This window comes from Cobetia sp. MMG027, from assembly GCF_027947415.1.
GTDB lineage: Bacteria > Pseudomonadota > Gammaproteobacteria > Pseudomonadales > Halomonadaceae > Cobetia > Cobetia marina.
In genome coordinates, this window is the sequence record NZ_JAQJIO010000003.1 from 431,920 (window position 1) to 447,595 (window position 15,676).

11 protein-coding genes are annotated in these 15,676 nt (G+C 64.7%); 9 read left to right on the top strand and 2 right to left on the bottom strand.

Going from position 1 to position 15,676, the window contains the following annotated elements:
* Nucleotides 1-48: 48 nt before the first annotated feature.
* Both PJK54_RS05825 and pabB read right to left on the bottom strand, forming a co-directional pair.
* Nucleotides 49-675 carry a phosphoadenosine phosphosulfate reductase domain-containing protein gene (locus tag PJK54_RS05825; protein WP_077379306.1) on the bottom strand — a complete coding sequence of 209 codons (627 nt, stop codon included), beginning with the start codon at nucleotides 673-675 and terminating at the stop codon, nucleotides 49-51.
* 215 nt (nucleotides 676-890) lie between these two features.
* Nucleotides 891-2,342 carry an aminodeoxychorismate synthase component I gene (pabB, locus tag PJK54_RS05830; RefSeq protein ID WP_077379307.1) on the bottom strand — a complete coding sequence of 484 codons (1,452 nt, stop codon included), beginning with the start codon at nucleotides 2,340-2,342 and terminating at the stop codon, nucleotides 891-893.
* A 242-nt stretch (nucleotides 2,343-2,584) separates the two neighbouring features.
* On the opposite strand from pabB, the gene PJK54_RS05835 reads away from it, so the two are divergent.
* The 9 genes from PJK54_RS05835 (at nucleotide 2,585) to PJK54_RS05875 (ending at nucleotide 15,535) form a co-directional block, all read left to right on the top strand.
* On the top strand, nucleotides 2,585-3,457 hold the full coding sequence (locus PJK54_RS05835) for an alpha/beta fold hydrolase (RefSeq protein ID WP_077379309.1): 873 nt from the start codon (nucleotides 2,585-2,587) through the stop codon (nucleotides 3,455-3,457).
* A gap of 370 nt (nucleotides 3,458-3,827) precedes the next feature.
* A complete protein-coding gene (locus tag PJK54_RS05840; protein WP_077379311.1) occupies nucleotides 3,828-4,607 on the top strand; it encodes a GntR family transcriptional regulator in 780 nt (259 codons plus the stop codon).
* 73 nt (nucleotides 4,608-4,680) lie between these two features.
* Nucleotides 4,681-5,592: a methylisocitrate lyase gene (gene prpB / locus PJK54_RS05845; RefSeq protein WP_077379313.1), complete on the top strand. Its 912-nt coding sequence runs from the start codon at nucleotides 4,681-4,683 to the stop codon at nucleotides 5,590-5,592.
* A 182-nt stretch (nucleotides 5,593-5,774) separates the two neighbouring features.
* Nucleotides 5,775-6,932 carry a bifunctional 2-methylcitrate synthase/citrate synthase gene (gene prpC / locus PJK54_RS05850; protein WP_077379315.1) on the top strand — a complete coding sequence of 386 codons (1,158 nt, stop codon included), beginning with the start codon at nucleotides 5,775-5,777 and terminating at the stop codon, nucleotides 6,930-6,932.
* Between the two features lie 67 nt (nucleotides 6,933-6,999).
* Nucleotides 7,000-9,702, top strand: a complete 2,703-nt coding sequence (gene acnD, locus PJK54_RS05855) for a Fe/S-dependent 2-methylisocitrate dehydratase AcnD (RefSeq protein ID WP_271302440.1) — start codon at nucleotides 7,000-7,002, stop codon at nucleotides 9,700-9,702.
* Nucleotides 9,699-10,967: a 2-methylaconitate cis-trans isomerase PrpF gene (gene prpF, locus PJK54_RS05860; RefSeq protein WP_077379317.1), complete on the top strand. Its 1,269-nt coding sequence runs from the start codon at nucleotides 9,699-9,701 to the stop codon at nucleotides 10,965-10,967. Before acnD ends, prpF begins: the two co-directional genes overlap by 4 nt.
* A gap of 204 nt (nucleotides 10,968-11,171) precedes the next feature.
* Complete coding sequence (locus PJK54_RS05865; RefSeq protein ID WP_271302431.1) at nucleotides 11,172-12,785, top strand: bifunctional 2-methylcitrate dehydratase/aconitate hydratase; 1,614 nt, start codon at nucleotides 11,172-11,174, stop codon at nucleotides 12,783-12,785.
* Between the two features lie 189 nt (nucleotides 12,786-12,974).
* The gene (locus PJK54_RS05870) at nucleotides 12,975-13,568 is read left to right on the top strand and encodes a LemA family protein (protein WP_077379321.1); all 594 of its coding nucleotides are present in this window, start codon (nucleotides 12,975-12,977) and stop codon (nucleotides 13,566-13,568) included.
* A gap of 71 nt (nucleotides 13,569-13,639) precedes the next feature.
* Nucleotides 13,640-15,535, top strand: a complete 1,896-nt coding sequence (locus PJK54_RS05875; RefSeq protein ID WP_077379323.1) for a M48 family metallopeptidase — start codon at nucleotides 13,640-13,642, stop codon at nucleotides 15,533-15,535.
* Nucleotides 15,536-15,676: the final 141 nt, after the last annotated feature.

Sequence of the window (15,676 nt, forward strand, 5' to 3'; positions counted from 1 at the left end):
AAACGCCCGCCTCCTGAGAGGCGGGCGTTTTGCGTGTGGCCGACAGTATCAGTGCGCCAGGTGCAGGCCACACTCACGGTTGTCTTCCGCCTTGGTCGGGTCGACGTAGTCGAACTCGTTGGGCAGGTCGTGGGCGACCAGATACTCGTGCATCTGCTTGGAGGACCAGTGGAGCACCGGTGCGACCTTGATCAGGCCATCGCCGTTCAGCGAGACCGGCTGCATGCCGGCACGGAAGGCGGTGTCACTGGCGCGCACGGCGGTGAACCACATCTCGGGGTTCAGCTCACGCAGGGCACGCTCGAAGGGCTCGAGCTTCACTTCACGGGTGAAGGCCTCGTGGCGCGGGTCATCGATATGCGGCGTGAGGCCATCGACGGCTTCACGGTGCGCGCGGGTACGCTGCGGCAGATAGATGATGCGATTCAGGTTCAGCTTGCGCGTCACCTCATCGGCGAAACGATAGGTGGCATCGGTGTTGTAGCCGTTGTCCATCCACACGATGGGGATGTCAGGACGGAAGCGCGTCACCATGTGCAGGATCACCGCCTCGAAGGGGCGGAAGTTGGTGGTGCAGATGGCGTGCTTGTCCAGCGACAGAGCCCAGCGAGTCAGGGCTTCGGGGTCGTTGCCGAATTCGGCATTGATGCGGGCGAGATCGAAGGTATCGGACATGAGGAGTCTCCAGAACGAGGGCACGTCCGATGGAGCGGGGCGCAGGGCTGATCAATGGCCAAAAAAGGCCATCAGCAGAGGCGGGTAGCGCTCAAGGAGACGTGCAGGAATGCGCCTACCCTATCAAAGGCGGGCACTGCTTCCCCAATACGAATTCGTTCGATCGTTATATGCCATCGAGTTATGGCGCTCATGACGCCTTATAACGCAGTCTGTCAGCCGAGTGCTTCCATCAGTCGCTGGATCTTGGCCAGGCTTTCGCGGTATTCGGCCTCTTCCTCGGAATCGGCGACCAGGCCGCCGCCGCCCCACAGGTGTACCTGGCCCTCGGCGATCACCGCCGTGCGGATCGCGATGGAGGTATCCATGTGCCCGCGGATGTCCAGGTAGCCGAGGCTGCCGCAATAGGCGCTGCGGCGAACCGGCTCCAGCTCCTCGATGATCTGCATGGCTCGTATCTTGGGCGCGCCGGTGATGGAGCCACCGGGGAAGGCGGCGCCGAGCAGATCCAGCGCATCGCGCCCTTCCTCCAACGTGCTGGTGATGGTGCTGACGGAATGGTGCACGTTGGCGTAGCTCTCCAACGCGCACAGCGATGGCACCTTGACGCTGCCGGGCGCGGAGACACGCCCCAGATCATTGCGCAGCAGGTCGACGATCATCACGTTCTCGGCGCGGTCCTTGGGACTGGCCAGCAGCTCGGCGGCCAGTCGGGCGTCCTCTTCCGGTGTCGCGCCACGTGCGCGGGTGCCCTTGATCGGCTTGGTCTCGACCGCGCGGTGATTGACCTCGACGAAGCGCTCCGGCGAGACGGAGACGATGGCCATCTCCTCGCCCTTGGCGTCCTGCCAGCTCAGATAACCCGCATAGGGCGTCGGCGTGGCCTGACGCAGGCGCAGGTAGGCATCCCAGCTGTCGCCACTGCAGTCGGCGGAGAAGCGCTGGGTCAGGTTGATCTGGTAGCAGTCACCAGCGTGCAGATACTCCATCACCTGACGGAAGCGTTCGCCGTAGCCCGCGCGATCCAGCAGCGGCGAGAAGGGGGTGTCGAGGGCGAAGTCGGCGCGGCTCGGCGCCGGTTGCTCCAGCCACTCAAGCACCTGCCTGCGCCGTTGGGGCGAGGCGATCAGCCAGCTCTGCTGACGCTGATGATCACTGATCAATGCCCAGTCGTAGAGACCGAGGCGTGACCAGGGCAGGGCGATGTCGTCCTCGGCCGTGGCGGGCAACGTCTCGAGTGCGCGCCCGAAGTCATAGCTCCAGTAGCCCAGCAGGCCGGCGATGAACGGCAGGTCCTCGGCGCTCAGGTCATGCTGGGCGAGCTCTTCGCCTGCCAGCGTCTGCGGCAGCAGGGTCAACAGCTGGCGCTGGGCCTCGATCACCGGCAGGCGGGCGAGGCGCTCCAATGCTTCACTGAACTGGCTCAGGTCACGCATCGACTCCGGCAGTGGGCCGGTGAGCTTGCCGCCATGCGCGCCTTGCTCCAGCACGGCCAGCGGGTCGCTGCTGATGATGTCGAAGCGACCGCCGGCCAGTGAAGGCTGGCCGCTGTCGAGCAGCACGGCGTCGGGGCGCGTACGCAGGCGTGCGAAGCGCGACAGTGTGGAGGCCTCGTCCTCGGCGGAGAGGGCGTAGGGCAGGGCAGTGATTTCGAGCGAGATGGTCATGACAGCTTCCGTTGGCGGACAGGGCATTCTAGGCATCCAGACGCGTTTTGTCCGCCCATGCGTGCGGATTCCGATGAGGGGCTGTCCTTGTTGGCTTGCCGTTCTCCCGTGCGCTGATTAAGGTGCCTGCCTCTGAACGCCCTGCGCCGTCATCGACGACTGCCCCGACGCGTGTGCTGACGTTTGCCCAGTCCTCTTGCCCAGTCGCTTGCCCAGCCCCTGGCACCCTACCGGAGCCCTGCATGCATCCCGAGTTCGAACATGGCCAACATCTGCTGTCACGTCCTGACCAGACCCTCTTCTGGCAGCGTCTGACGCGTCGTGAATCAAATGGTGGGCGTCGCTTGCTGATGCTGCACGGCGCCGGGGTGGCCGGCACGCTGACCTGGGCGCCGCTGGTCGGGCATCTCACGGCCCATGACGAGCTGATCATTCCTGACCTGCGCGGCATGGGGCAGACGGTGTCACCCGATGGCGGTGAACCTCCCTTCACCCTCGAGCAGGTGGTCGAGGATGTGATGGCCTTGATCGAGACGCAGCGCATCACGCATTTCGACCTGATCGGCTACAGCTTTGGCGGGCTGGTCGCCATGCGTCTTGTCCAGCGTCTGCGCGCCGAGCGCCCGGAGGTGAAGGTCGGCGACATCAGCCTGCTGGAACCGGCGCTGCTGGAGCGCGAATGCCACGCCACCATGATCCAGGTGCGCGATGGCTACGCCGAGGCTGCGCATGCGATGCGCGAGGCGGCAAGCCCCGAGGCGGGGATCACCGCGTTCCTCGACCTCATTTCCCCGCATCGCACGCGCAACCCGCGTGCCGAGCGCATGATGGTGGCGCGCCTGGCGCATCGTCATCTGGGCTTCGCCAATGCCCTGGACTGTGTCACGCATGCCGTGCGCGAGATTGACCGCGAGGCTCTGCTGGCTGACGTGCTGGCGGCAGGCGGCGAGGTACGCAGCATGGTCGGTGGCAAGAGCCCCACGATCCTGCGTGACTATCATGCGCTGCTGGCCGAACGTCATCCGGGTTGGCAATCGCTGGAAATCCCCGGCACCGATCATTCGCTGCCCTTCCAGAAACCCCGCCGTATCGGCGCGGAGCTCAGCTTCGGCTAAATCTGAAGGATTGTCGACAAGCCTGCCGATGAAAGGGCGAGTCCCCGAGAGTCGAACGCCCCGTCAGCTTGCGCTGGCGGGGCGTTTTTCGTGCCGTTCATCGTGCCTTGTCGTCCCGCCCGACGGTGCTGGCGGGTTGGCTTGCATGGCGAGGTTCAGGGCAGTTCAGCCTTGTTCTGACAGCAGTTTGTTCAGCAGGGGAGCCGTGTCTAACGCCAAAGGTGTAGAGGATTTGGCGGATTGCATCTTGACCCACACAGGCGCGCTGGCTAGTCTGGCATTCAGTGAATGATTGTCGACAATGGTGCTGAAAGTCCCTCGCCGCCATTGCCTTGCCTCTGTCCCTTGCCAGCCGGATTGCCTGACCGCCATGACCACCGATGCCTTTCACAATGCCACCACCGCTCGAAGCCTTGCGCGCGGCGCGACTGCCGAGCAGGCAGGTCACACCGCTTCCGCGACGGCAGCGACCCCCGAGGTGCGCACCCTGGCCGAGCGTGTCTTCCATCAATTGCAGGACGCCATCGTGCGTGGCGAGCTGGCACCGGGCAGCAAGATCACCGAGCCCGGCCTGGCGCAGGCCTACGGGATCTCGCGCGGACCGCTGCGCGAGGCCATGCGCCGCCTCGAGGTCCATCGTCTGATCGAGCGCGTGCCCCACGTCGGCGCGCGGGTGGTCAAGCTCTCGATGACCGAGCTGCTGGAGCTGTTCGATGTGCGTGAGGCACTGGAAAGCATGGCCGCCCGTCTGGCCGCACGCCACATGACACCGGAAGAGGTCGCGCGGCTGCGCAGCGTGCTCAAGACCCACGAACAGCAGTCGGACCTCAAGACCGGTACCGCCTACTTCCAGAAGGAAGGCGACCTCGATTTCCACTATCAGATCGTGCTCGGCAGCCACAACCACATGCTGATGACGATTCTCTGTGATGACCTCTATTACCTGGTACGAATGTACCGCACCCAGTTCAGCGCCAGTGGATCACGCCCGCAGAAGGCCTTCGTCGAGCATCATCGCATCGTCGATGCCATCGAGTCAGGCGATGAGGAACTGGCGGAGTTGCTGATGCGCCGCCATGTCAGCGCCTCGCGGGAGAACGTCGCCCGCCGCTATGCCGCCACGCTCAAGCAGGAGCAGGGCGAAGAGTGAGCTGACGCACCGCTCACGACTTGAACCGACCGAACAATTCCAACCCCGTCATGGGCCCAGCCCGGGAGATGTCATGTCACGCCATCTGAGTTCCACCGCCCTGCCAAGCCCCGGTGCCCGCTTCCGCGCGGCGCTGGAGGCCAATCGTCCGCTGCCCATCGTCGGCACCATCAATGCCTACACCGCCATCATGGCCGAGCGCGTCGGGCATCAGGCGATCTACCTGTCCGGTGGTGGCGTGGCCAATGCCTCCTACGGTCTGCCGGATCTGGGCATGACCAGCATGAATGACGTGCTGGAAGATGCGCGTCGCATCACCGCCGCCAGCGAGCTTCCGCTGCTGGTGGACATCGATACCGGCTGGGGTGGCGCCTTCAACATCGCGCGCACCATTCAGGAGATGGAGCGTGCCGGCGTGGCTGCCGTGCACCTGGAGGACCAGGTCGCCCAGAAGCGTTGTGGACACCGCCCCAACAAGGCGATCGTCTCCAGCCAGGAGATGGTCGATCGCATCAAGGCCGCTGCCGATGCGCGTCGTGATGACAGCTTCTATCTGATCGCGCGCACCGATGCCTTCCAGAAGGAAGGGCTCGAAGCCGCCGTCGCACGTGCCAACGCCTGTGTCGAAGCCGGTGCCGACGCCATCTTCGCCGAGGCGGTGCATACCCTCGAGGACTACCGTGCCTTCTGTGAGGGCGTCGACGCGCCGATCCTGGCCAACATCACCGAATTCGGCGCCACGCCGCTGTTCAACCAGCGCGAGCTGGGCGATGTCGGCTGCCGGATGGTGCTCTATCCGCTGTCTGCCTTCCGCGCCATGAACGCCGCCGCCCTCAAGGTCTACCAGAACATCCACGACAAGGGTGATCAGAAGGATGTCGTCGACGACATGCAGACCCGCATGGAGCTCTACGACTTCCTCGATTACCACACCTTCGAGCAGAAGCTGGACACCCTGTTCGAGGCCGAAAGCCGCAAGGATTGATGCCAGACGCTCGAGACGGACGCCATGTCTCGCCTCTGGAGGTCATCGGCTTCACGGGCCGGCACTCTCGGCCCGACCGTTTCTCCCTCGCTGGCAGACGCCTGGCCGGCGAGGGGCTTGACGCTTTATGCCCTACAAGAAAAAGAACAACTCAATGACGTCACTGCCAAGGAGATCACGCCATGTCAGATACCATCGCCAACCCGACCACCGCTACTTCGAGCACCAGCGCCCCCAGTGGTCTACGCGGCCAGAGTGCCGGTGAGACGGCGCTGTGCACCGTCGGCAAGTCCGGTTCCGGTCTGCGCTATCGCGGTTACGACTTGGAAGACCTCGCCAGTCACGCAGCCTTCGAGGAAGTTGCCTATCTGCTTCTCAAGGGCAAGTTGCCCAATCAGGCGGAGCTGGATGCCTACATTGCGCGCCTCAAGGGGTTGCGGGGTCTGCCGGACGCCTTGAAGGCGGTGCTTGAGCAGATTCCGGCCAGCGCTCACCCGATGGACGTGATGCGTACCGGGTGTTCGATGCTCGGCAATCTGGAGACCGAAGAGAGCTTCGAGGAGCAGTCCGATCAGGCCGACCGCATGCTGGCCGTGTTCCCGTCGATCATCAATTACTGGTATCGCTTCAGCCATGATGGCGTGCGCATCGACACCGAGACCGATGACGACTCCATCGGCGCGCACTTCCTGCACCTATTGCACGGCGAGGCCCCCAGCGAGTTGCATGCTGCGGTGATGAATACCTCGCTGATCCTCTATGCCGAACACGAATTCAATGCCTCGACTTTCACCGCACGTGTCTGCGCCTCGACGCTGTCTGATCTGCACTCCTGCGTGACGGCAGCCATCGGCTCGCTGCGCGGACCGCTGCATGGCGGTGCCAACGAGGCGGCGATGGCGATGATCGAGCACTGGCGCTCACCGGAGGAGGCCGAGCGCGAGATTCTCGGCATGCTGGAACGCCGCGAGAAGATCATGGGCTTCGGCCACGCCATCTACCGTGAGCGTGATCCGCGCAATGCCATCATCAAGGAGTGGTCTCGCAAGCTGGCGGACGATGTGGGCGATACGCAGCTCTACGCCGTCTCCGAGCGCGTCGAAGCCGTGATGTGGCGCGAGAAGAAGCTGTTCTGCAACGCCGACTTCTTCCACGCCAGCGCCTATCACTTCATGGGCATTCCCACCAAGCTGTTCACGCCGATCTTCGTCTGTTCACGCCTGACCGGCTGGGCGGCACATGTCTTCGAGCAACGCGCCAACAATCGCATCATCCGCCCGAGCGCCGATTACACTGGCCCGGAGCACTGCGACTGGCTGCCCATCGAGCAGCGCGACTGACCCTTTCCTCGGCCAGTCAGCGTGCTGGCCGATCGTTTTCCTGATCGCCTGATGAGTCCGGATGCCCATGAATACCGAGTATCGCAAACCCCTGCCTGGCACGGCGTCACCGGGTACCCCGGTCGACTACTTCGATGCGCGTGCCGCCGTGGAAGACATCGCCCCCGGCGCCTACGCCGGTCTGCCCTATACCTCACGCGTACTGGCCGAGAACCTGGTGCGCCGCTGCCCGCCGGATCAGCTGCGTGACAGCCTCGTGCAATTGATCGAGCGTCGGCGTGATCTCGATTTCCCGTGGTACCCCGCGCGCGTCGTGTGTCATGACATCCTCGGTCAGACCGCGCTGGTCGATCTGGCTGGCCTGCGTGATGCCATCGCCGAGCGCGGCGGAGACCCGGCCAAGGTCAATCCGGTGGTGCCGACCCAGTTGATCGTCGACCACTCGCTGGCGGTGGAGCACGCCGGCTTCGACAAGGACGCCTTCGCCAAGAACCGCGCCATCGAGGAGCGTCGCAACGAGGACCGCTTCCACTTCATCGACTGGACCCGTCAGGCCTTCGAGAACATCGACGTGATCCCACCGGGCAACGGCATCATGCACCAGATCAATCTGGAGCGGATGTCGCCGGTGATCGAGTCGCGCGCCTATGAAAAGGGCCATCAGGTCGCCTTCCCGGATACCCTGGTGGGCACCGACAGCCACACGCCACATGTCGATGCGCTGGGCGTGATCGCCGTCGGCGTCGGTGGGCTGGAGGCCGAGAGCGTGATGCTGGGGCGTGCCTCCTACATGCGCCTGCCCGACATCATCGGCGTGCGCCTCACCGGGCGCCCGCAGCCGGGCATCACCGCCACCGATATCGTGCTGGCGTTGACCGAATTCCTGCGCGCCGAGAAGGTCGTCTCCTCCTATCTGGAATTCTTCGGCGAAGGCGCGGCCAGCCTGACGCTGGGTGATCGCGCCACCATCTCCAACATGACGCCGGAGTACGGCGCCACGGCGGCGATGTTCTACATCGACCAGCAGACGCTGGACTACCTGACCCTGACCGGACGCGAGCCGGAGAACATCGCGCTGGTCGAGCGTTACGCACGCGAGACTGGCCTGTGGGCAGATGAGAGCGGCCATATCGAGGGCGCGGTGGAATATGAGCGCGAGCTGACCTTCGATCTGTCCTCGGTGGTGCGCACCCTGGCGGGGCCCTCCAATCCGCACAGTCGCGTGCCGACCAGCGAGCTGGCCGCGCGCGGCATCTCCGGCGTGGTCGAGCATGAGCAGGACGAGGACGGGCGTGATCTGATGCCGGATGGCGCGGTGATCATCGCCGCCATCACCAGCTGCACCAATACTTCCAACCCGCGCAACGTCATCGCCGCAGGGTTGCTGGCTCGGCGCGCCAATGCGCTGGGACTGACGCGCAAGCCGTGGGTCAAGACCTCGCTGGCGCCGGGCTCCAAGGCGGTGCAGCTGTATCTGGAAGAAGCGGAACTGCTGCCGGAACTCGAGCAGCTCGGCTTCGGCATCGTCGGCTTCGCCTGCACCACCTGCAACGGCATGAGCGGTGCCCTGGACCCGGCGATCCAGCAGGAAATCATCGAGCGCGATCTCTATTCCACCGCGGTGCTATCCGGCAATCGCAACTTCGATGGCCGTATCCATCCCTACGCCAAGCAGGCTTTCCTGGCCTCGCCGCCGCTGGTGGTCGCCTACGCCATCGCCGGCACCATCCGCTTCGATATCGAGAAGGACGTGCTGGGGCATGCGCCGGACGGCTCGCCGATCATGCTCAAGGACCTGTGGCCGAGCGACGAGGAGATCGACGCCATCGTCGGCTCCAGCGTCAAGCCGGACCACTTCCGTCAGGTCTATATCCCGATGTTCGAGGCCAGAGACGACCGCGATGCCTCCACCAGCCCGCTGTATGACTGGCGCGAGATGAGCACCTACATCCGTCGTCCGCCGTACTGGGAAGGCGGCCTGGCCAGCGCGCCGACGCTCACCGGCATGCGGGCACTGGCGGTGCTGGGGGACAACATCACCACCGATCACCTGTCGCCCTCCAATGCCATCATGGCCAGCAGTGCGGCGGGCGAGTATCTGGCCGCGATGGGCCTGCCGGAAGAGGACTTCAATTCCTACGCCACTCACCGTGGGGACCACCTCACCGCGCAGCGCGCCACCTTTGCCAATCCCAAGCTGATCAACGAGATGGCGGTGGTGGAAGGGGCGGACGGCAAGCGCGAGGTCAAGCAGGGCTCGCTCACGCGTCTGGAGCCGGAAGGCAAGGTAGTGCGCATGTGGGAGGCCATCGAGACCTACATGCAGCGCAAGCAACCGCTGATCATCATCGCGGGTGCGGATTACGGCCAGGGATCTTCACGTGACTGGGCGGCCAAGGGCGTGCGGCTGGCGGGCGTCGAGGCCATCGTCGCGGAAGGCTTCGAGCGTATCCACCGCACCAATCTGGTCGGCATGGGCGTGATGCCGTTGCAGTTCGCCGCCGGTACCACGCGCAAGACGCTGGCGCTGGATGGCAGCGAGATCTACGCCGTCGAGGGCGAACCGGCCCCGGGGGCAGCGCTCACGCTGGTGATCGAGCGCACCGCCGGCGACAAGGCAGGCCAGGTCGAACGCGTGCCGGTCACCTGTCGCCTCGATACCCGTGAGGAGGTCTCCATCTACTCCGCGGGCGGTGTGCTGCAGCGCTTCGCTGAAGACTTCCTCAGCTCACAGGCACCGGGCGAGACGGCGGCGGAGGTATCGGCATGAGCCAGCAGGCACAGCTCAGGATTCCCGCCACCTATCTGCGTGGCGGCACCAGCAAGGGCGTGTTCTTCCTGCGCGATGAACTGCCGGAAGCGGCGCAGGTGCCGGGTCCGATGCGTGACGCCCTGTTGCTGCGCGTGATCGGCAGCCCCGACCCCTACGCCAAGCAGATCGACGGCATGGGGGGCGCGACCTCCAGCACCAGCAAGACGGTGATCATCAGTCGCAGCGAACAGCCGGATCATGACGTCGACTACCTGTTCGGCCAGGTCTCCATCGACTCGCCCTTCGTCGACTGGAGCGGCAACTGCGGCAACCTCTCGGCGGCGGTCGGGCCCTTCGCCATCGAGAAGGGCCTGGTGCCGGCCGAGCGCCTGCCGCGTGATGGTATCGCCGAGGTGCGCATCTGGCAGGCCAACATCGCCAAGACCATCATCGCGCGGGTGCCGATGTGCGAAGGGCGCGTCCAGGAAACCGGCGACTTCGCCCTGGATGGCGTGACCTTCCCGGCCGCCGAAGTGGCGGTCGCCTTCCGCGACCCTGCCGCGGGTGAGGGCAGCATGTTCCCCACCGGCAATGTGGTCGATGCGCTGGAGGTGCCGGAATCGGTGGTCGCTGGCGGGCAGATCCAGGCGACCCTGATCAACGCAGGCATTCCGACCATCTTCGTCAATGCCCGCGACCTCGGCTATCAGGGCACCGAGCTGCAGGAGGCGATCAACTCGGACGGCGAGGCGCTCGCACGCCTCGAGACATTGCGCGCCCACGGCGCACTGCGCATGGGGCTGATCAATGATCTCGCTGAGGCGGCCACGCGCCAGCACACCCCCAAGGTCGCCTTCGTGGCGCCGCCGGTGGATCACGTCGTCTCCAGCGGTCGCGAGATCAAGGCCGACGAGATCGATGTGCTGATTCGCGCCGTGTCGATGGGCAAGCTGCACCACGCCATGATGGGTACCGCGGCGGTGGCCATCGCCGCGGCGGCTGCGGTACCCGGCACGCTGGTCAATCTTGCCGCCGCTGGCGGAGCCGATGCTGAGTCTGGGGCTGGGCAGACTGACGCGGCGCGTGACTCGGTGTGCTTCGGGCATCCCTCCGGCACACTCAGGGTCGGCGCGAGTGCCCATCGGCAGACAGAGGCAGGCCAAGTCAGTGATGGCCAGCAAGGCGAGGGCGAGTGGACCGTCAGTGAAGCCGTGATGAGTCGCAGCGCGCGTATCCTGATGGAAGGCTGGGTGCGGGTGCCGGCGGAGACCTTGATGCGCTAGCGCCGGCATTGGCAGGTGATGGTCTACTGTCAATATATCCCTCTTGATATCCCTCCTGCGGCATCTCGATGAAAGCCGGCCTGGCATGCATATGCAGAGGGCCGGCTTTCGCGTCTCTGTGGTATGTGTGCAGGTAGTGGGGGGAAGTACAGGTGTGACGGGAGTCGCATGCGGGCAAAGACGATCCACGACAGGAGGTCATGTATGAACACGCCATCCTCTGAACAGACGGATGAAAGCCGTCTCAGCGCCACTCAAGCCAGTACAAGTCAGGCCAGCGCCAATCAGCGCCCGGACTATGACCCGGAGCTTCAGCAGATCGCCGACTATGTGCTGGGGTATTGCGACGACCCCCCTGTCGCGAATGCGGATGCGGATTCGAATGTGGACGGTCTGGCTGGCAAGCACGAGCGCTCAGGTCCCTCGGCAGAGGCGATGGACACCGCTCGTCTGTGTCTGATGGATACTCTCGGCTGCGGCATCCTGGCGCTGCGCTTCCCGGAATGCACCAAGCATCTCGGGCCGCTGGTGGCCGAGACGCTGGTGCCGCATGGCGCGCGCGTGCCCGGCACCTCCTTCAGTCTCGATCCCGTCAAGGCGGCATGGGACATCGGCTGCACCATCCGCTGGCTGGATTACAACGACACCTGGCTGGCGGCGGAGTGGGGGCATCCCTCGGACAATCTCGGCGGCATTCTGGCGGTGGCGGACCATCTCTCGCGCCAGCGTGTCGCGCTGGGCAAGCCGCCCCTGGTGATGCGCGATGTGCTGGAGAGCATGGTGATGGCGCACGAGATCCAGGGTGTGCTGGCGCTGGACAACAGCTTCAACCGCGTCGGTCTCGACCATGTCATGCTGGTCAAGGTGGCGACCACCGCGGTGACGGCGCGCTTGATGGGGGCGAATCGTGAGCAGTTGCTGTCGGCGCTGTCGCACGCCTTCGTCGATGGCCAGAGCCTGCGCACCTATCGGCATGCGCCCAACGCGGGCTCGCGCAAGAGCTGGGCGGCGGGAGACGCCACCTCACGCGGCGTGCGGCTGGCGGACATCGCCCTGCGTGGCGAGATGGGCGTCCCCGGCGCCCTCAGCGCGCCGCAGTGGGGCTTCAATGATGTCTCTTTCAGTCACGGCAACCGCGATCTCGCCCTCAAGCCTGAAGGCGAGCGACGTCTGACGCTGGCGCGCCCTCTGGGCAGCTATGTGATGGAGAACGTGCTCTTCAAGGTCTCCTTCCCGGCCGAATTCCATGCCCAGACCGCCGCCGAGGCAGCCATCCAGCTCCATCCCGAGGTGCGCGGCCGGCTCGAGGAGATCGAGCGCATCGAGATCACCACCCACGAATCGGCGATCCGCATCATCTCCAAGCAGGGCGCGCTCGCCAATGCGGCGGACCGCGATCACTGCCTGCAATACATGGTCGCGGTGCCGCTGATCTTCGGGGAGTTGAACGCGGATCACTATGAAGATGGCTTCCATGCCGCTCACCCGGAGATCGACCGGCTGCGTGACAGGATGATCGTCAAGGAAGAGGCGCGCTTCACCCGCGAGTATCTGGAAGCCGACAAGCGCTCGATCGCCAATGCACTGCGGGTGGTCTTTTGCGATGGCAGTGCCACCGAGCAGGTGACGGTGGAATACCCGCTGGGACATCGCCGGCGGCGTGAAGCGTCGCTCGTTCCGCTCGAGGACAAGTGTCGGGCCAATCTGGCCACCTGCTTCCCGCCCTCGCGTTGCGACACCCTGATGGCGTTGCTGGCCGATCGCGAACGACTCGACGCACTGCCCGTGCACGAGTTCATGGCGCATTGGGTGCCGTGAGGCTGCCAGCCGCATGATGTCCCGTTGGCAATCAGTCATCCAATTGACTGGTGCCGTCATCCGGTATGGGTAAACTGGAAGCGGATTGCACAGGGCGATCGACTGGGGCGCTTGCAAAGACTCGCCGAAGAGCGGGGCAACGCCTGCCGAGTCTTCATTGCAAAGGCTTCATTACAAGGGGACGCATTCATGAAAACATTTCTGCTGCTGGGCGGAATCGCGCTGATCGTCATCTACGTGATCTCGATCTACAACAAGCTGGTCAGCCTCAAGGCGCGCTTCGAGAATGCCTTCGCGCAGATAGAGGTACAGCTCAAGCGGCGCTACGACCTGATTCCCAATCTGGTCGAGACGGCCAAGGGCTATCTGAGCCATGAGCGTGGCACTCTGGAAGAAGTGATCAATGCCCGCAACAAGGCAATGGCGGCCTTGAATGCCGCAGCGGCGCACCCCGGCAGCATGGACAAGCTGGCCAGTCTGGCCGGCGCCGAGCAGGGACTGGCGGCGAGTCTGGGCAAGCTGGATGTGGTGGTCGAGGCCTATCCGGAGCTCAAGGCCGACCAGACCATGAGCGACCTGATGGAAGAGCTGACCGCCACCGAGAACCGCGTCGCCTTCGCGCGTCAGGCCTACAACGATGCCGTCACCGACTACAACGTCTACCGCCAGAGCTTCCCGCAGGTGATGTTCGCACCGACCTTCGGTCACCGCAGTGATGCAGGCCTGTTGGCCTTCGATGACAGCGTGAAGATTCGTCAGGCCCCCGATGTCAGCTTCTCATGAGCCGACCGACGGATGCTTTCTCCTCAGCGGCTTTCCGGCTGTGATTCTGGTTCGGTAGATGGCGGGCGCGAATGAATTTCTATCACGAGCAGGACAGCGCGCGTCGTCGAACGCGGCTATTGCTGCTGGCCTTCACGGCCATGTCGCTGGTGGTGTCTCTTGCCGCCGGCGCCGTGGTGCATGTCGCGATCAGCAGTTTCCTGGGGCGCCCGGCCACCACGACGTTTGAGTATGTCTGGCCGGTGGCGAGCATCATCTTCCTGTGCAATGCACTGGTCGCCGCGCGTGAGCTGCGGCGTCTGCAGCAGGGCGGTGCGATGGTGGCCGCACGCCTGGGTGGCAAGCTGGTGGATGTCGAGACGCAGGACTCGAGCGAGCGACGGGCACTGAATGTGGTGGAAGAGATGGCGATTGCCGCCAACCTGCCCACGCCGCAGCTGTTCCTGCTGCCGCATGAGGCGATGATCAATGCCTTCGCGGCGGGCTATCGGCCACAGGATGCGGTGATCGCGCTGAGTCGCGGGGCGTTGGAGCAGCTGGATCGCAACGAGCTGCAGGGCGTGGTCGCTCACGAGTTCGCCCATATCGCCAATGGCGATATTCGTCTCAACCTGCGTCTGGCGAGTGCAGTCCACGGCCTGGTGTTTCTCTCCGAGGCGGGGCGCTTCCTGATGGGGGCAGGGCGCATCGGCTTCGTGTTGGGCAGGGGGCGCTCCTCCGGTTCCGACAGGAAAGGCGGCATGCCACAGCTGATGCTGGTGGGTGTGGCGCTGTGGTTGCTCGGCAGTCTCGGCGGGCTGGGAGGGCGACTATTGCAGCGCGGGGTCGCGCGCTCACGCGAATATCTCGCCGATGCCAGTGCGGTGCGCCTGACCCGCTTCCCGGATGGCATCGCCTCGGCCCTCAAGCGTATCGGTGGCATGGGTTGGCAGGGGCGTATCCAGCATCCGCGCGCCATGACCTACAACCATCTCTTCTTCGTCGAAGCGCGCCCGCCATGGCTGACAGGCTGGTTCGACTCGCATCCTCCGCTGGATGAACGCATCAAGCGCCTGGAACCTCGCTGGGACCGGCAGTATCTGAGTGCGCGCCAGCAGCCGGTGCATACCTTCGAGCAGCAGGGCCCCATCGGGGCAGACGTGCTTGGCGGGGTCATGGCGGGTATCGCCGGCGCGGCGGTCATAGGGGAGCTCTCGCGCTCACGAGGAGAACTCGAGAGCCTGACGCTGTCGAGGTTTCTCTGTCCGCAGCTGGTGGTGGCGATGATCGCCCCCTCGGAGCTGACCACACGCGGTGTCTGGCTCACCGAGCTTGAGCGTCAGCATGACTGGCTGGACGGCAAGCGGGCGCGTGAGGCACGGCGCAGGCTCGAGTCCTTGCCGCGGGTCGAGTGGATCCCCTTGCTCAACCGGTTGATACCGCGCTGGCGGGAAGCGGATGAGCGCGCGCATCGCATGCTCAAGGCGCAGACACCTCCGCAGGACATGTTCGTCTGGTGTCTATGGCAACTGCTGCTGGAATCACTGGACCCGCGGATCGATCGCAAGAGCGACTCGCTGGCCCTGCAGCAATGCCAGCCGGCCTGTCAGCACTGGCTCGTGCTGATGGTTGGACTCATCGACGATGAAGCACTGCGCAAGGACATCTTCCTGGACGCCAGTGCGGAACTTGGTCTGGCGCTGGAGTATCCGCAGTCGCAGCCGGGTGGGGATAACCCTGCGCTGCGCTGCCGTCATCTCACGCAGCTGGCGCACCTGCGCCCCATGGACAAGCAACGCTGGTTCGCGGCGCTTGCTCAGGTAGTGCATGCCGATCAGACACTGGCCGATGAAGAGGTGGCCTTGCTGACACTCTTGGCGCGCGTCATGCAGCTGCCGGAAGCACGCCTGGAAGCCGCTCTCGAGATGCAGTCGCAGTCTCGTGGCGGATGGCGGGCGCAGCCGGTATCCCGGCCGGCGGAAGGATGACGCCTTGAGTGGCCACGTCCGTGACAGCGTGATGACAATCTCTTGAAAAAGCCCTTGTGCTCAGCCCGGATCGTGCGTAAAGTACGCATCCGCTGCCGGGGACGCATGGCGTTACCAGCGGTGAAAGAGGTTTGCAGGTGG